The 16851-nt window shown below is 40.6% G+C and carries 14 protein-coding genes and 2 rRNA genes; 13 read left to right on the plus strand and 3 right to left on the minus strand.

Going from position 1 to position 16851, the window contains the following annotated elements:
- The 10 genes from DCO56_RS06475 to DCO56_RS06520 form a co-directional block, all read left to right on the plus strand.
- Nucleotides 1-566 (plus strand): 23S ribosomal RNA (locus DCO56_RS06475); the annotation flags it as partial.
- Between the two features lie 145 nt (nucleotides 567-711).
- Nucleotides 712-823 (plus strand): 5S ribosomal RNA (rrf, locus tag DCO56_RS06480).
- A gap of 909 nt (nucleotides 824-1732) precedes the next feature.
- Nucleotides 1733-3871 (plus strand): cytochrome-c oxidase, cbb3-type subunit I, encoded by a 2139-nt coding sequence (gene ccoN / locus DCO56_RS06485; protein ID WP_108632969.1) that lies wholly within the window; start codon nucleotides 1733-1735, stop codon nucleotides 3869-3871.
- Nucleotides 3872-3875: 4 nt separating this feature from the next.
- Nucleotides 3876-4070, plus strand: a complete 195-nt coding sequence (locus DCO56_RS06490) for a hypothetical protein (RefSeq protein WP_108632970.1) — start codon at nucleotides 3876-3878, stop codon at nucleotides 4068-4070.
- A gap of 3 nt (nucleotides 4071-4073) precedes the next feature.
- Nucleotides 4074-4967: a cbb3-type cytochrome c oxidase N-terminal domain-containing protein gene (locus DCO56_RS06495; protein WP_108632971.1), complete on the plus strand. Its 894-nt coding sequence runs from the start codon at nucleotides 4074-4076 to the stop codon at nucleotides 4965-4967.
- Between the two features lie 15 nt (nucleotides 4968-4982).
- Complete coding sequence (ccoG, locus tag DCO56_RS06500) at nucleotides 4983-6371, plus strand: cytochrome c oxidase accessory protein CcoG (RefSeq protein WP_108632972.1); 1389 nt, start codon at nucleotides 4983-4985, stop codon at nucleotides 6369-6371.
- An 11-nt stretch (nucleotides 6372-6382) separates the two neighbouring features.
- Nucleotides 6383-6805 carry a FixH family protein gene (locus DCO56_RS06505; RefSeq protein ID WP_108632973.1) on the plus strand — a complete coding sequence of 141 codons (423 nt, stop codon included), beginning with the start codon at nucleotides 6383-6385 and terminating at the stop codon, nucleotides 6803-6805.
- 9 nt (nucleotides 6806-6814) lie between these two features.
- On the plus strand, nucleotides 6815-7504 hold the full coding sequence (locus DCO56_RS06510) for a sulfite exporter TauE/SafE family protein (RefSeq protein WP_108632974.1): 690 nt from the start codon (nucleotides 6815-6817) through the stop codon (nucleotides 7502-7504).
- Nucleotides 7505-7561: 57 nt separating this feature from the next.
- On the plus strand, nucleotides 7562-9025 hold the full coding sequence (cls, locus tag DCO56_RS06515; RefSeq protein ID WP_108632975.1) for a cardiolipin synthase: 1464 nt from the start codon (nucleotides 7562-7564) through the stop codon (nucleotides 9023-9025).
- Nucleotides 9026-9143: 118 nt separating this feature from the next.
- The gene (locus DCO56_RS06520) at nucleotides 9144-11867 is read left to right on the plus strand and encodes a carboxypeptidase regulatory-like domain-containing protein (RefSeq protein WP_108632976.1); all 2724 of its coding nucleotides are present in this window, start codon (nucleotides 9144-9146) and stop codon (nucleotides 11865-11867) included.
- Nucleotides 11868-12213: 346 nt separating this feature from the next.
- Here the strand turns inward: DCO56_RS06520 and DCO56_RS06525 are convergent, their stop codons facing one another.
- On the minus strand, nucleotides 12214-12819 hold the full coding sequence (locus DCO56_RS06525; RefSeq protein ID WP_108632977.1) for a thymidine kinase: 606 nt from the start codon (nucleotides 12817-12819) through the stop codon (nucleotides 12214-12216).
- Between the two features lie 234 nt (nucleotides 12820-13053).
- Here DCO56_RS06525 and DCO56_RS06530 point away from each other — a divergent pair, with 234 nt between their 5' ends.
- Entirely contained in the window at nucleotides 13054-14049 is a 996-nt protein-coding gene (locus DCO56_RS06530) for a hypothetical protein (RefSeq protein ID WP_108632978.1), read from the plus strand.
- Between the two features lie 82 nt (nucleotides 14050-14131).
- On the opposite strand, the gene DCO56_RS06535 is transcribed toward DCO56_RS06530, so the two are convergent.
- On the minus strand, nucleotides 14132-14758 hold the full coding sequence (locus tag DCO56_RS06535; protein ID WP_108632979.1) for a substrate-binding domain-containing protein: 627 nt from the start codon (nucleotides 14756-14758) through the stop codon (nucleotides 14132-14134).
- A 99-nt stretch (nucleotides 14759-14857) separates the two neighbouring features.
- Between DCO56_RS06535 and DCO56_RS06540 the strand changes: the two genes are divergently transcribed.
- The gene (locus tag DCO56_RS06540; RefSeq protein ID WP_108632980.1) at nucleotides 14858-15163 is read left to right on the plus strand and encodes a YbaB/EbfC family nucleoid-associated protein; all 306 of its coding nucleotides are present in this window, start codon (nucleotides 14858-14860) and stop codon (nucleotides 15161-15163) included.
- Between the two features lie 10 nt (nucleotides 15164-15173).
- Entirely contained in the window at nucleotides 15174-15857 is a 684-nt protein-coding gene (locus DCO56_RS06545; RefSeq protein WP_108633683.1) for a metal-dependent hydrolase, read from the plus strand.
- Between the two features lie 77 nt (nucleotides 15858-15934).
- On the opposite strand, the gene DCO56_RS06550 is transcribed toward DCO56_RS06545, so the two are convergent.
- On the minus strand, nucleotides 15935-16756 hold the full coding sequence (locus tag DCO56_RS06550) for a UDP-2,3-diacylglucosamine diphosphatase (RefSeq protein ID WP_108632981.1): 822 nt from the start codon (nucleotides 16754-16756) through the stop codon (nucleotides 15935-15937).
- Nucleotides 16757-16851 lie beyond the last annotated feature (95 nt).

The raw sequence follows: 16851 nt of genomic DNA on the forward strand, positions 1-16851 counted from the left end.
GGAGTGCAATGGCATAAGCTTGCTTGACTGTGAGACCTACAAGTCGAACAGGGTCGAAAGACGGACATAGTGATCCGGTGGTTCTGTATGGAAGGGCCATCGCTCAAAGGATAAAAGGTACGCTGGGGATAACAGGCTGATCTCCCCCAAGAGCTCATATCGACGGGGAGGTTTGGCACCTCGATGTCGGCTCGTCACATCCTGGGGCTGGAGAAGGTCCCAAGGGTTGGGCTGTTCGCCCATTAAAGTGGCACGCGAGCTGGGTTCAGAACGTCGCGAGACAGTTCGGTCCCTATCTGTTGTGGGCGTTGGAAGTTTGAGTGGATCTGACCTTAGTACGAGAGGACCGGGTTGGACAGACCTCTGGTGAACCTGTTATGCCGCCAGGTGTACGGCAGGGTAGCTACGTCTGGAATAGATAAGCGCTGAAAGCATCTAAGTGCGAAACTAGCCACGAGATGAGACTTCCTTATAGGGTCGTAGGAGATGACTACGTTGATAGGCCATAGGTGTAAAGGTTGAGAGACCAAAGCCAAGTGGTACTAATAGCCCGAAGCTTTCTCAAGCAGACAGACACTGTTGTCTTCCTCTTTAATTTTTGAAGTAATCTTTCAATATATATGTCATTTAGACGTGGACATGGATACGTGCTATCTGGGACCTAACAGGATCTCAATACTCATATCTCATATCTCACATCTAAAAAGATCTTTAGGTGCCTATATCGGCGGTGTCTACCTCTTCCCATTCCGAACAGAGCAGTCAAGCCCGCCAGAGCCGATGGTATTGCCGTAACAGGTGGGAGAGTAGGTCGGTGCCTTTTTTTACACGGAAGCCCTTGCTGGAAACAGTCAAGGGCTTCTTTCGTTTAGGTCATATCTCCTTTCCGGAAGATCTTTTATTTGTCCCCCAGTTCTTTTATCCCCCTTTGCCGATACTATGCTTCCGGCCGATGTTCTCTATGAAGAAGCGCCGGGCAGGGAAACCCTGGGGAACAGCTACGGAACAAGGATCCAAAAAACCATTCAGAATAGCATTCCTCGAAAGAACTGGGTTATGATCTAATCCCACAACCGATCTTAATACATTTGATTGTTAAAAATACATGTTCGATGGTAGGTTATTCACGGCGATCCGAAGTTTTAGGAAAAACGATACATCATTACGATGGCTAGAGTCGCCGGAGGTCGGTCATATATCATAGGACTGACTTAGCACATGTTAAATTTCTCTTTTGATGGAGCTGAAGAGAACAAGCAAAGAGAAATCGAATGGGCAACACGTAATCCATGCGAGCGAGTTTGGCTATTCTGTCTACTACAAATACCTATTTGCCGCCAGAATGAATCATAATGGTACAAGAATCTTAACTTTCTTGCATAGCGGGGTATCCCGAAAAGAGGTATAGAGAGGAGAGAACAAAATACGACAGGAAATTAGGCTAAAAATGAGGGTAAATCGAGTTTCCAATGTGCTTTCCATAGTAATAACAACCTAGCGATTCTATTGGCGAAAGTGACAGATATCACTTTTATTCCTAGACTTTGTACAGTAAACTATTTTATTTCTTACGTTTTTGATTTAAATATCTTGAAATCAACCAAAACAGACGACAGAAAACAGATTATCGCAATTTATATAAAGTGATGTACATCACTTTTGTACGCCTTGTACATCATTAGATTGTCATAAAATGCTGCTTACTTTTGATTCAGAATCAACAATTTAAGTAATGCAGTTAGAGCAATTTAATTACGACAATAAAATTGTCAGAAATTTCGGAATCGCTACCATTATTTGGGGGATAGTTGGTATGACCATAGGATTGCTTGTGGCAACGCAGCTTGTTTGGCCTCAAATGAACTTCGGATTACAATACACAACGTTTGGCCGTGTACGCCCAGTACATACCAACGCCGTGATATTCGCGTTCGTAGGTAATGGTATTTTTATGGGAGTCTACTACTCCTTGCAACGGGTACTTAAAGCGCGAATGTTTAGTGATGCTTTAAGCAAGCTCCATTTTTGGGGTTGGCAGTTAATTATTGTCGCCTCGGCTATCACTCTTCCACTAGGACTTACTTCAAGTCACGAGTATGCCGAAATGGAGTGGCCAATTGATATCGCAATTACCCTTATTTGGGTGGTGTTTGGGATCAATATGTTTGGTACAATTATCAAAAGGCGTGAACGTCATATGTACGTCGCAGTTTGGTTCTATATTGCCACATTTGTTACGGTAGCGGTGTTGCATATCGTCAACTCCATTCAACTGCCGGTGGCAGGATGGAAAAGCTACTATGTGTATAAAGGTGTACAAGATGCACTTGTGCAATGGTGGTATGGCCATAATGCTGTAGCGTTTTTCCTAACTACTCCTTACTTGGGAATGATGTACTACTTTTTGCCAAAAATGGCTAATCGTCCGGTTTATTCCTATAAATTAAGTATTCTGCACTTTTGGTCATTGATCTTTATCTATATCTGGGCCGGACCTCACCATTTGTTATATACCGCATTACCAAGCTGGGTTCAGTCCCTAGGCGTAGTATTTTCGATTATGCTGATTGCACCAAGTTGGGGCGGTATGATAAACGGTCTGTTGACCCTGCGTGGTGCCTGGGATAAAGTACGGACTGAACCTATGTTGAAATTTATGGTCGTCGCACTGACCTGTTACGGTATGGCAACGTTTGAAGGACCGATGCTGTCTTTAAAGCAGGTAAATGCGATTGCACACTTTACCGATTGGATCGTTGCGCATGTACACGTTGGTGCATTGGGCTGGAATGGTTTTATGACATTCGGTATCCTCTATTGGCTAATCCCACGTATTTATAAAACAGAACTTTACTCTAAGAAATTAGCCTCAACTCACTTTTGGATCGGTACACTTGGAATTCTATTTTACGCTATTCCGATGTATTGGGCAGCGGTTGTACAAGGGCTAATGTGGAAAGAGTTTACACCAGAAGGCGTATTGAAATATCCAAACTTCTTAGCAACAACATTGGAAATTTTACCAATGCATATGATGAGAGCTTTGGGTGGGGCACTTTATTTATCAGGTGTCTTCCTGATGACGTTCAACCTGATTAAGACCATGAAGCAAGGTAAGCTCATGGCCAATGAGCCTGCCGAAGCACCAGCTTTATTACCGGTTCAGGTCAATGAACAGTCCCAGCACCGTCGTCTTGAGCGTAAACCCATATTGTTCATGGTACTGGCGCTTATCGCGATTCTGATCGGTGGTATGGTTGAGATGGTTCCTACATTTACCATTTCCAAAAACGTACCGACGATTGCAAGTGTGAAGCCTTATACAGCACTGGAACTGCAGGGACGTGATCTTTATGTCAGAGAGGGCTGTGTCAATTGTCATACACAAACAATCCGCCCGTTTAGATCGGAGACTGCCCGTTACGGTGAATATAGCAAAGCTGGCGAATATGTATACGATACACCATTCTTATGGGGATCGAAACGGACCGGGCCGGATTTACATCGCATTGGTTCCAAATATCCAAATAAATGGCATTTTGATCATCTTTTGGATCCAACCATAACTTCTCCGGGAAGTATTATGCCTTCTTATCCTTGGCTAATAGACCAGCAGTTGGATAACTCTATTTTGAAAGATAAAATGGAAGCTCTCCGCAAACTAGGAATTCCCTATACGGATGTGGCGATAGCGAATGCGGAACAAGATCTGCATAAACAGGCGCAAAAAATTGCTGACGATCTGAAACAGAATCAAGTCAATGTATTGGCCGATCGCGAAATTATAGCAGTAATCGCTTATTTACAACGACTCGGAACGGATATAAAAGCAGCTCCGAAAGCGGCTGAGGATGTTAACGTAATTCAATAAGACTATGTTTAAACAAATCACAAATTTGAACGGAAGTGAGCTTTACCTTATTGTATCACTTTGGATATTCCTGATTTTCTTTATTTCGGTCGCAATCATGTTGTTTCGCATGAAAAAGGACTATGTAAACTATATGAAGGAGCTGCCTTTGGAGGAGGAAACTGAAAAGGAAACGAATCATTCACCTGAAAGTATATAGTATATGAGTTTATTATTAGATACTGCACCTGCTACAGTAGAAGCCATTCCGTCTTCTTGGGGTTTTGGTACAGATAATTTATACACAGATATCTTAATTATCGTATTGATAGTCGTGATGTTGGCCCTTCTGGCCTCGGCACTCATGGTTAACCGCGCAATGAAATCTATTATTAAGATTACGATGCCTGAATTGATCAAAGAGGGAGAGCTCAAGAAATTAGCCAATAGAGGATGGTTGAAACGATCTTGGAATAAGATCATGGGAATAAGACCTATCTCTGAGGAAAAGGACATAGTCATCGATCACGAATATGATGGTATCCGGGAACTGGATAACCCCATTCCAATCTGGTTTAATTTTTTGTTTTATGGAACAATCTTTTTTGGGGTGGTCTACTTATTCATCTATCAGGTTTCCGGGATTGGTATGAATCAAGATCAGGAGTACGCGCATGAGATGGTTGTTGCGGAAAAGGAAAGACAGGCGTATTTAGCTGCTTCTGCCAGCAATGTTGATGAAAATACGGTTGAATTTGAACCAGACATGGCGGTTGAAGGAAAAGCAATATTCGCTGCAAACTGTGTCGCCTGTCATGGTGGAAACGGGGAGGGTGGTATTGGCCCCAACTTGACGGATAAATTTTGGTTGCATGGCGGTGAGATTAAAGATCTCTTCAAAACTATTAAGTACGGTGTTCCGGATAAAGGAATGGTGCCTTGGGAGCAGACCTTAAGTCCGGCGCAAATTGCACAGGTGGCAAATTACATAGTTACGCTGAGGGATACACACCCTGCCAATCCAAAAGAACCACAAGGAGAAGAAGCTACCTATGGAAATGCTGAGGGTACAACCAAAGCAAATGACGGCACTGGGGCAGAAAAAAAAGCTGAATAGTAAATCAAGATTGAAATGAGTACAGTAGTAGTTAATAATGCCAATAATGGTGGATCTAAGTCAAAAAAGAGACAGTGGATCTATGCAAAAAAACCGCAGGGAGCACTTTATAAAAAGAGACAGTGGGTTGGTTATACACTACTACTGTTCTTATTTGTAGCTCCTTTCGTCAAAATAAATGGTGAGCCGTTCTTAATGTTCAATATTATTGAACGGAAATTTTCGATTTTAGGAAACCTTTTTTACCCCCAGGATCTCTATATATTTGTTTTTGGGATGCTGATCGTCATGGTCTGCGTGGTGTTATTTACAGTGGTCTTTGGACGTGTCTGGTGTGGATGGACATGTCCACAAACAATTTTTCTCGAACTGATCTTCAGGAGGATAGAATATTGGATCGAAGGGGATTGGCAGCAACAAAAAAAGGGCGATGAAGGTCCCAATACCGATCAGAAACAGATGAAGAAGCTGTTGAAGCATGGCATATTTCTGATTATTTCGTTTTTTATATCGAACATCTTTTTGGCTTATATCATCGGTTCGGATGCATTGATTAAAATAGTCACCGATCCATTGGATCAGCATATTGCCGGCTTAATCTCCATCATCGTATTCACGCTGGTATTTTATGCGGTATTTGCCTATATCAGGGAAATCGTCTGTATTGCAATTTGTCCCTATGGAAGATTGCAAGGTGTCCTTCTGGATGATCAAAGTATCACAGTGGCCTACGATCATAGACGTGGTGAACCCAGAGGAAAGCAGCAAAAAGGCGCTTCTACCTCGCATGGGGATTGCGTGGACTGCAAACTCTGTGTGCACGTTTGTCCTACAGGAATTGATATCCGTAAAGGCCTACAATTGGAATGTGTGAGCTGCACGGCATGTATTGATGCCTGTGATGCTGTTATGGAAAAAATCGGAAAGCCCAAAAAGCTGATCGGTTTTTACCCCATGGGGGAGATTGAAGGTACGCTCAAGAAGAAAAGCAATATGCGGGCGGTGGCATACACCATTGTCTTGGTGCTGTTGCTATCGGTATTTGGTTTTTTGCTGTTCAATCGCTCCCAGGTTGATGGTCGATTGTTACGGGCAAAAGGAAGTACCTATCAGCTTCGGGATGATAAGACAATCAGTAATCTTTACGCCCTGGAGTTAATTAACAAATCTGGCAAAGAGATGCCTTTTCGATTAGTATGCGAGGATCCGAGACTCAAAATTCAACTGGTTAATCCTATCCAAAAGCTTGGTAAAGATGGACATGCAACTTTAAGCTTTTTTCTGATTATCGCGAACAAGGATGTCGAAACATATAAAAGTAATATCAAATTATCTATCTATTCAGGAGATAAAAAAGTTGAAAGCTTAAAAACAACTTTTATTGCTCCTCCCGGGATGAATTAACAAATAGAACAATGAATTGGGGTACAAAAATTTTTTTGATCTTAGCGGTATTTATGTTGTGCATCGTTGCGGCTGGATTTTACATGGTCACTCAAGATACGGACAGCTTAGAAGAAGACGATTATTATGAACAAGGCTTGAATTATGATCAGGCTTATGAAAAAAAACAGAATGTGCTGAGCATGAAAGAGACGCCGACGGTTGAGCTCAGAAAAGATACACTTTATATACATTTTGTCTCGAAAGTGAACAAAGGGAAACTATTATTTCGTAAACCATCGGATAGTAAGCTGGATAGGGAGCTGCCATTCCAGACAACGGGCAATGTGCTGGCATTGCCTATTTCCACATTCGACAAAGGAATGTGGAATTTGTATGTTGACTGGAAAAGTGAAGGCAAGGATTTTTTATTTGAGGAGCATATTTTATTTTAAACCGGGAGCATGAGCTATACCTACTTTGCATTCTTTATGGGTTTATTTGGAAGCATACATTGTGCTGTCATGTGCGGTCCCTTAATTTTTGCCATTGAGGGCAGGCATGGGCTGAGTTGGTCTATTTTTCTGAACAAGGTAATGTATCAATTAGGCCGGGTTTTGACCTATGGTAGTCTGGGATTTCTTTTGGGAACCATTGGTACATTTGCACAAATTCAGGGCTGGCAACGCGCATTGAGCTGGGTCACAGGGGTAATATTGGTGCTGATCGCTGTGTTTCAGCTTGTAGGGAAAAACAACCTTATTATAGCCCGCTTGCAGACTCGTTCCGTGCAGCCCTTTGTCAGACTTCTGTCGAAATGGTTGTATAGACCGGGGGGGAGTTTTATTGCGGGCATATTGAACGGATTATTACCTTGTGGTATGGTATATATGGCGTTAATGTCCGCAATGAATGCCGACAGCCCACAACAGAGTTTCCTATTTATGTTGTGTTTTGGATTGGGTACTATTCCACTGTTGTTTTTGTTTTCCTTATTGGGGAACTTCTCCAGATCTTTCAAAATTAGCTTTTCAAAATGGGTACCTTTTTTATATTTCCTATTGGGGATCTGGTTTATACTTAGAGGGGCGAACTTAAATATCCCTTATTTAAGTCCTCTTATCCATATTGACGGTGCAATAAACTGTGCTTAAGGGCATACAATTTGTCGGGGCTAAGTATTATATTTGATATTAAACTTAGCGCATCATATGGAGGTACTTCATTATATTTTACAAATTGCTTTACAATATTACTGGATTCCCTTACTTGTCTTATATATTGGTGTAATCGGCACCATCTTGATTGAAAACCGTAATCCTGCCAAAACGATCGCTTGGATTATGGTGATTGTTTTTCTGCCTGTAATCGGTCTGCTCAGTTATTATTTCTTTGGTCAAAAATTTAAGAAAGTTAAAAGAATGAAGCGGATGTACCGCGAGCAATCAAAAAAATTACTAGATGCCTGGCGCAAGGAATCGGAAATTATGGAGGAACATATTGATACCCTGAACGAACGCATAGGGAGTTTGGCTATGGTCTATCGGTACCTCAAAAACCAGAAAATATCCACATTCTCCCTAAATAACGATGTGACATTGTTTATTAATGGCGAGGAAAAATTTCCGGTATTGATTCAGCAACTGAAAGATGCGAAACATTCCATTCATATGGAATACTATATTTGGGAAATGGATGAGGTCGGACGCGAAATATTGCAAATATTAGAAGAGAAAGCAAAAGCAGGAGTGACAGTACGTTTGATCCTGGACAGTTTTGGTGCTCCTGATGTAATTAAATATTTACATAGACATAAGCCTGATTTTCTTTTTGAGCCCTTTCTTCCCGTCACTTTTTCTTCCTTGGCCAATAGCAATTATCGAAATCACCGAAAGATTGCGGTCATCGATGGAAAAGTAGGTTTTGTTGGGGGAATCAATATTTCAGATCGTTATATCAATAATGGAAAAAATGATATTTATTGGCGCGATACAGCAATGATGATCATTGGAGCGGCCGTAAATACCTTGCAAATTCAGTTTTGGAATAGCTGGAATCAAACGGATGCAGAATCATTTGAACTAGGTAAAGGCTATTTAAATAGATTTCCGATCGCTGATGAGGACGCGAGTGGTGTTGGCTTTACAGCGAGCGATCCCGGCTCTCCGGCTCCATTCAATATGGAGGCAATTATTGCCGGAATCAATGAAGCAAAGGAATATGTACAATTGTGTACACCTTATTTTATTCCGAGTGATCAACTGACGACAGCATTGATGCTGGCAGTTTCTTCAGGGGTTCGCGTTGATCTGATGTTGCCGGCAAAATCTGATTCCTTTTTTGTACAGCATGCTTCCTTTTCCTTTATCAAGCCGCTGCTCGAAAGGGGAGTAAATGTATATCTTTATACCAAAGGATTTCTACATGCCAAAACGATCTGTATCGATGGTAAACTAGCCTATATTGGCACGACCAACCTGGATATCAGAAGTTTTTATATCAATTTTGAGATATCGGGGATTGTTTCTGACAAAGCGCTTTGTGAACGTCTGAACAATCAATTTCTTGCGGATATTGAAGCTTCGGATTTAATCACAATTCGTAAATGGATGCAAAGAAGCCGCTGGAAACGGGGGGTCGATTCCATCTGCCGTTTATTGGCGCCTTTACTTTAGCAGTTTGCTTGAATGCAGGTATAATGTTATAATAAATGTTAAAAATGCCATAATAGGACTGGCCTTTGGGTAAAATTGAATATATTTAGCTATTCTTTTTTTAATTCTAAGACTTTCAATGAAGCACATAAAACTATTGACTTTATCGATAGGGATTTTAGGAGTCGGGTCAACATACGCACAGACTGCACCTACATTACCTATTAATACGATCGTAGAACGAGTTCAAAAATATTTTCAAGGTTACCCAACAGAAAAAGTACATCTGCACTTTGATAAACCTTATTATGCCGTGGGGGACACGCTATGGTTTTCTACTTATTTATCCCGGAATCTTCCAGAATATGAGCCGAGCAAAATCGCCTATGTAGAAGTTTTGAATAGCCGCGATTCACTTATTCAGACCTTTAGGGTTCCGTTGGATAAAGGTGTTGGCAATGGCCAGATGGTGCTCGATCCACAGTTCATGGTGCAGGATAACTATCGCTTCAGAGCTTATACCAAATGGATGTCAAATTTTGACGCTTCTTACTTCTTCAATAAAATTGTTCCAATAGGTGATGTGATCAATAAGAAATTGACCACAAATATTGAATTTCAGAATAACCTCAGTGGAAATAAAAGTCAGGCCGTCATACAGTTCAGGGATCGTACAGGCAAGCCTATGATTAATTCAAAGATCAACTGGGAATTTGTGTCTGGATGGGAAACTGTCGATAAAGGCAAAGGTGAAACGGATGCCATGGGGAAGGTGACGATCAATTTATCGGCAAAAGAAAAGGCTAATCTGGAGAAAGGACAATTAAAGGTGAGTATCCAGGAAAATAAAAATGAAAAACCGCTGTCCAGTTCTTTTCTACTGAAAAATGCCCTCTGGGATGCGGATGTGCAATTTTTTCCTGAGGGTGGAGACTTAATCGCCGGACTTGCTAAAAAGGTGGCTTTTAAAGCTGTGGGATCTGATGGCAAGAGCCTGAAAGTAAAAGGCTCAATTCTCGATTCAAAAGGAAAATCTGTTGCAGAATTTGAAGATTTTGGATCGGGAATGGGGTATTTCTCCTTGTTGCCTTTAGCTGGAGAAAACTACCAGGCCGTCATCAAATTTGACAATGGACAGGAACGTAAATATAAGCTTCCGGCTGTTGCTAATGATAAGGCAAATGTTGTATTTGTCAAGCAGGATGAAATAAATGCCGAATTTGCTGTTGTGACTAGCGAGGATAATTTTTCGAAAAACCCTGCTCAATCTTACTATGTATTGGTTCAGTCGAATGGTCATCTCTGTTTTGGCGCTCAGGTTAATCTAAAATCTTCATCTGCGCTGGTCAATATTCCAAAAGAAAGATTACCTAACGGTATCGTTCAGGTCACTTTAATGACTCCTGACGGCAAACCTGTAAGCGAACGCCTGGCATTTGTACAGAGTGAGAAATTACTCAACATTCAGATCGCCAGTGACAAACAAAGTTATAAAGCGAAAGATCTGGTCAATTTAAAGCTTTCCGTTGATAATAATGGACAGAAATATCCAGGCAGTTATTCCGTTTCAGTAATTGATGAGTCTAAGGTCCCTTATAATGACCAAGCTGACCTCTCCATCGTTAGCAATTTCCTGCTGACTTCGGATCTGAAAGGAAATGTCGAAAACCCGAATGCTTATTTTGATGAAAAAAATCCAAACCGCGAAAAGGCCTTGGATGCCTTATTAATGACACAGGGCTATCGCCGTTTTGATTATCCTGCATTAATCGCTGAAAAGTTACCTCCGGTTAGTTTTCTTCCTGAACAAGGGATCGAGTTATCGGGGATTCTGCGTATGAATACCGGTCGTCCATATCCGAACGGAGGTCTGTTGTTGTCTGTACCTTCACGGAATATCAAAAAGGATGTATACACCGATCAAAATGGCCGATTTACATTCAAAGACCTTGTTTTTCCTGATTCATCTAAAGTGACTGTAAATGCGCGGTCAAATGATAATTACCGGAGCTTGGTGATCAATATGGATCAGAGTTATTATCCCGAAATAGATAAGAATAATGGCTATAAAAGCTACTTTGTCCCCAATATAGACCAAGCAATTGCGCCTTATCTGGATAATAGCCGAAAAGAGTACCGAAAATCCATTCTGTTGGATGAAGTAGAGGTGACGGGAGTTCAGAAAAAGGTCATCACCAATAAGGATTTTCCATCGATTTCGGGTTTGTCTATGCCTGAACATCGTATCGAGCCAGAACGCTTAACAGGGTGTAATGTGTTGACTATGTGTCTGCAGACTGTTTTAACGGGAATCACCTACGACCCCCAAACATTGAAATATTATGTTTCGCGTGATTACAATGCGGGTGGACGTACACCCGTTCAGTTTTTCCTAAATGGTATGGCTATAGACGAGCCCGGATTGAATAGCATCAATGTAGCAGATATCGAGGGAATAGAAATCTTTTTGCGTGACGAATTGGGTACGGTATCAAGAATGTATCAAAACAATGGTGTTGTCTCTATTTATACTAAGAAAGTGGAGGCCAAGAAACCTCGGATGGCTTTGAGTGAAATTGAGAAACTCCTGCCAAAATCGAATGTTATAGACATGTTCCCACTAGGCTATGTTAAAGAACGTAAGTTCTACACGCCAAAATATGATACACCAGAGCGAAAATCGGCAAACGACCTACGGACCACCATTTATTGGAATCCAAAAGTAACAATCACCGAGACTGGTGAGGCCGCCGTTCAATTCTACAATGCGGATGGAAACGGCAATTATAAAGTGATTGTCGAAGGGATGGATCAGACGGGTAATATCGGTCGAAAAGTGATCAACTATCGCGTACAGCCCTAATGAGATTGAGCTTAACGTAATACAATATAAACGCTGTTCTTGAAAAAGGCAGCGTTTTTTTTTAGCACAAAAAAACACCTCCTTGATGGGCAAGGAGGTGCAAACTAACCAATTATAAACCTAAATTATGAAAAGTATTTTGTCGCTTTTGAAAGCGTATATCTTCTTATTTGTAAAGTATATTTCAAATCCTATGCCAAATTGATTCTGGGTCTATCTGGCAGTTATTTCTAACAGAAATGTTATAAATAAATCCGGTAAATGCAATCGGCAAGCAGCTGTTTTTGATCGGAAGGAACGACAGATGCCCAGTAGAAGAATGAAATGACTAGTGGAGGTCGTATTCCTAACGTTGATTACGCGAGTGACCCTGTTGATCCAAATGGTAATAACATTGCCTACAGCGTGGTTCATAGGCTTCCTTTTCACCGAGTAGCACGGTTTGTGTGTCATCTGTGAGCCGATAAGAATAATTCGCTGGAGCGCCACATTGCATGCATACTGCGTGAACTTTGGTGACATGTTCAGCTACCGCCATCAAACTAGGTATTGGACCGAAGGGTTGACCTTTATAATCCATATCCAATCCGGCAATAATCACACGAATTCCACTGTTTGCCAATTTGACACACACTTCTGTCAATCCGTCATCAAAAAATTGTGCTTCATCTATGCCAACAACTTGAGTAGCCGAACTCAATAGCAGGATTGCTGAAGAATTTTCAACCGGAGTAGAGGGGATACTATTGCTGTCGTGGGAAACGACCAATTTTTCATCATATCGTTTATCGACTGCAGGCTTGAAAATTTCAACGTTTAGGCGTGCATATTGTGCGCGTTTTAGCCTGCGTATCAATTCTTCGGTTTTGCCTGAAAACATTGATCCACAGATAACCTCAATACTTCCATATCGAGCCGGTCTCAATGTCAGATTATGTTCGGAAAAAAGCATTTGATTAAATTATTTTTTTCGGATGGCCAGCAAATAAGGTATTATTTGTCCATAGACCTCCTATTATATTCTGTTTTTGACAATGCTAATATCAGAATTAAATATTAAATTTGAGTAGCAAAAAAGTGACTGCAAATTCAAATATTTATAAATCAAAGGATTGAGTTTTCCACTTTTTAAGGTAAGGAATGTAAAGGAATTATAAACGATTAACAGGCGATTTCAAATAGAATTATGGGTACTAAAGAAGAAATTTTTAATAAGATAGGAGATTTATTACAGGATTTGAATGCACAGTATTTGGATTTGTCGGAAAAAGACGGTACTGCTGAATTAAGTGATTGGGTGAGTTTGGAAGCGAAAGCGCAATCTGTGGCAGCTTATATCACTTTACTTAAGACAGACACTGTATTACAAGGCGGGCAAGTTCAAAATACCTTAAAAGAATCGGCGTTGGAGAGCAAAAAAATAGCGTTCAATGATTATTTTACACCACCTTCTTCGATACGGATAGCTAACCCGCCCATTGTTGAAACTGAAAACACCGTACAGCATATTGTGGATAGCGGCACATCTAAAAACTCAAATGAAGCTGCTGTTGAAGCACAAGCGGAAGTAGAAGAAACAGTGGAGCTGCCAGCAGTCTCGTATACGCCAAAGATCGCTGATGAGGCTAATTCAACAGCCGTTGATCAGGCTCCACCTACAACACCTGAAGCTACTGTAGAACCTGTTGAAGAAAATCAGTATACCATAAATGAACCCAAGATAGATCTCATTGATGAGGAACCAGTGGTGGTGACCGAGGTTATAGAAGAACCAAAACAGGTGATCATCAAAGAAGTTCAAGAGAACCTTATCCAGGAAGAGGTCAATACGGTAATGGAGGAGGCTCCTTCCAGACCGCTCACCTTAAATGAGATTATCTCACAGCAAAAGCAGGCCGGAGTACAGAACCGGGTATATCAAGTCAATCAATCCGGAAGTTCAGATAAACTGACAGATATCAAAACCGGAATAAGTTTGAACGATAAGCTTTTATTTATTAAAGACTTATTTAATGGCTATAGTTTGGCTTATAGCGAAGCGGTAGAGTTATTAAACAGATTTAGCAGCTATGCAGAAGCTGATGCATTTTTGCAAACCAATTACGCGATCAAAAACAGGTGGGCAGATAAACCCCATACCGTTGAAAAGTTATACGAGGTATTGCGGAGAAGGTATAGCTAGTGCGTAATTTCATCACAAAAAAAGCATCTTTAATCAATTTAAAGATGCTTTTTTTATGAAAGAGATATTAAATTGTTCACTACTATTTCAATTGAAATTGTAACCAGTCTTTGCCTTCGTGGCCATAAACGAAATATTTTGGCTGAAAGATCTCCGCTAACGATTCCAGCTCCGTAAGGTATTCGTATCCCGGGGTCTGGGCAAAACCGGGTTTTGTCATGATAAAAAGCTGATCGAGTTCAATTGCCTTTGATTGTGCAATTGAGGGATCATTTAATAATAGCGGAATACGGGTAAATACAGTTTCGTCGCTGTCGATAAGGATAATTTTATCTGCCTCATGCGGAGTTGTCGTAGGAATTCCGCCTGCTATTTTGATAGACTCCTGAAGATAGGCCGATTCATTGATTTCCAGTGGTTCAATTTGATCTAAAACCAATACTTTGGGTCTGTCACTGGCCGTTATAAATTTGAGCTTGTGAACCAAGATGCTGGTTTCATCTTCTATTTTTTCAATAAGCTCATTGATGTTTTCTTCGCTGTTTAATTCTTCGCCAAGCGTATTGATATAAGCAATGACGTCTTCGATGCTCACGATTGCCGATTGCTTTGCTGCTAACTTAGCGTATGTTTCCGGTGAGAAAGTGCTATTATTTAGATTCAGCTGTTCCAAAAAATGGGCAACTAATTTTTCCTGATTGCTTTGCATGCTGCAAAAATACAAAAAGGCGAGCATTAGCGAAAGTAAATTAGCAATAGTAGGTATTGGAGGATTTTTGTAAATTGGCATCAAATAAATGTGATAGATATGTTTGACAAATTATTTCAGGCACAGCAAAAGGCAGAAGAAATCAAGAAAAGACTAGATACAATTTCGGTATCCGGTGAGGCTGAAGGTGGTTTGATCCGAGTAGTAGCAACAGCCAATAAAGAGATTAAAGAGATTACGATAGATCCTGTTTTTTTGTCTAATGCAGATAAAGAAGAATTGGAGGAATTATTGGTTGTTGCTTTAAACAAGGCAATCGTCCAAGCAGAGAGTATCAGTCAGGCTGAAATGCAGGCAGCGAGTAAGGATATGTTAGGCGGTTTAGGCGGCTTATTTAATCAATAGCAATATGATCATGAAAGCAACTTATTACGGTCAATCTTGTGTTGAGTTTGATTTTGATGGAACGAAGGTATTATTGGACCCGTTCGTAACGTATAATCCACTGGCGAAAGCAATTGATGTAAATGCGATTAAGCCCGATTACATCTTTTTAAGCCACGGACATCAGGATCATGTCGCAGATATGGCGACCATCCAAAAGAATAGCGATGCTACAGTATTGGCCATTGTAGAAACAGCGGCATGGGTAAGAAGACAGGGCGTGCCAAACGAAAAGGTGATTGAGTTCAACCTTGGCGGTACGATACAGCTGCCTTTTGGCACTGTCAAGATGGTTTATGCTGCACATACGAATAGTACGCCCGATGGGCAATATGGTGGATTTCCGGTTGGATTTGTCTTTAATGTACAGGGGAAAAAGATCTATTTCGCCGGCGATACAGCGTTGACCATGGAAATGAAACTGTTGGCAGATCTGAAATTAGATTGGGCATTTTTACCAATCGGTGGATATTATACCATGGATGTCGATGACGCGATCAAAGCAGCGGAGTTTATTAACTGTTCACGTGTGGTAGGGATTCATTACGATTCATTTCCGCCAATTCAGATTGATAAACAAAAGGCTTTAGACAAATTTCAAAACGAAGATATTTCACTTTCTCTTCCAAAAATAGGGGAAACAATAACGTTGTAAAAGATAAAAAGGCCGAACTAGTTCGGCCTTTTTTGCTTAAATAAGTTCTGTGCAGCTATGTGGCACCCATTTTCCGCCTAGGATGAGATAACGATTTTCTTGAGATCTTCTAAGCTGAAAAGGGGAGTGTCAATGATTTTGTTTTTAAGGATATGTTCCTTATTCTCTTCAAAATAGAATAGCTTCCATTCACCATTTTTGTATTCTAAGCTACTGAGATTTTCGATCCAATCACCGGAATTCATATAGGTGCAGGTGCCTTTTCGGGTGATAACTTCCTTTATCTGGGGTTGATGAATATGACCGCAGATCACGAAATCATAATTTTTTTCAATCGCCAGTTCCGTTGCTGTATGCTCAAAGTCCGAGATGTATTTGACGGCCTTTTTAACAGAGTTTTTTATCTTTTTTGAAAGCGAATATTTCTCTTTTCCCATTTTATCCAGGCAATAGTTAATGACATTGTTGAGCTGTATCAGCTTATCATAACCCCAGCCGCCAAGTTTTGCCAGCCATTTCGAGTGATGGATGGATGCATCGAAAACATCCCCGTGAAAGATCCATACTTTTTGATTATTGAGTGAAAGAAGGAGTTTGTTGCTCAGTTTGATATTACCAAGTTTAAGATCCGTAAATTTGCGGAGCATTTCGTCGTGATTGCCGGTTATGTAATGGACTTCGGTACCCGTTGAGCTCATGTCAATGATCTTCTTGATAACCTTTAAATGATCCTGCGGAAAGTAGCTTTTCTTAAATTGCCAGATATCGACAATATCGCCATTGAGGATCAATATCTTGGGTGCGACAGATTCCAGGTAAAGTAAAAGTTCTTTGGCTCTACTTCCGTATGTACCTAAGTGTATGTCTGAGAGTACAAGTATATCAAGGCTTCTTTTCATCGGAATAAACTATAAATATTCTTTTTACAAAAAAAAGGTAAATTTATTGTGTACTGATGAAATTCCTGTTATTAAATCATTAAAATATCCTGTAA

The organism is Sphingobacterium athyrii, assembly GCF_003071065.1.
In the GTDB taxonomy this organism is placed as follows: Bacteria; Bacteroidota; Bacteroidia; order Sphingobacteriales; family Sphingobacteriaceae; genus Sphingobacterium; species Sphingobacterium athyrii.

Coding starts and splice junctions, on each gene's coding strand:
- DCO56_RS06490 (WP_108632970.1), top strand. CDS start 3,876: ATGTTTAAACAAATCACAAATTTGAACGGAAGTGAGCTTTACCTTATT.
- DCO56_RS06505 (WP_108632973.1), top strand. CDS start 6,383: ATGAATTGGGGTACAAAAATTTTTTTGATCTTAGCGGTATTTATGTTG.
- DCO56_RS06520 (WP_108632976.1), top strand. CDS start 9,144: ATGAAGCACATAAAACTATTGACTTTATCGATAGGGATTTTAGGAGTC.
- DCO56_RS06530 (WP_108632978.1), top strand. CDS start 13,054: ATGGGTACTAAAGAAGAAATTTTTAATAAGATAGGAGATTTATTACAG.
- cls (WP_108632975.1), top strand. CDS start 7,562: ATGGAGGTACTTCATTATATTTTACAAATTGCTTTACAATATTACTGG.
- ccoN (WP_108632969.1), top strand. CDS start 1,733: ATGCAGTTAGAGCAATTTAATTACGACAATAAAATTGTCAGAAATTTC.
- DCO56_RS06545 (WP_108633683.1), top strand. CDS start 15,174: ATGAAAGCAACTTATTACGGTCAATCTTGTGTTGAGTTTGATTTTGAT.
- DCO56_RS06550 (WP_108632981.1), bottom strand. CDS start 16,756: ATGAAAAGAAGCCTTGATATACTTGTACTCTCAGACATACACTTAGGT.
- DCO56_RS06535 (WP_108632979.1), bottom strand. CDS start 14,758: ATGCAAAGCAATCAGGAAAAATTAGTTGCCCATTTTTTGGAACAGCTG.
- DCO56_RS06540 (WP_108632980.1), top strand. CDS start 14,858: ATGTTTGACAAATTATTTCAGGCACAGCAAAAGGCAGAAGAAATCAAG.
- ccoG (WP_108632972.1), top strand. CDS start 4,983: ATGAGTACAGTAGTAGTTAATAATGCCAATAATGGTGGATCTAAGTCA.
- DCO56_RS06495 (WP_108632971.1), top strand. CDS start 4,074: ATGAGTTTATTATTAGATACTGCACCTGCTACAGTAGAAGCCATTCCG.
- DCO56_RS06510 (WP_108632974.1), top strand. CDS start 6,815: ATGAGCTATACCTACTTTGCATTCTTTATGGGTTTATTTGGAAGCATA.
- DCO56_RS06525 (WP_108632977.1), bottom strand. CDS start 12,819: ATGCTTTTTTCCGAACATAATCTGACATTGAGACCGGCTCGATATGGA.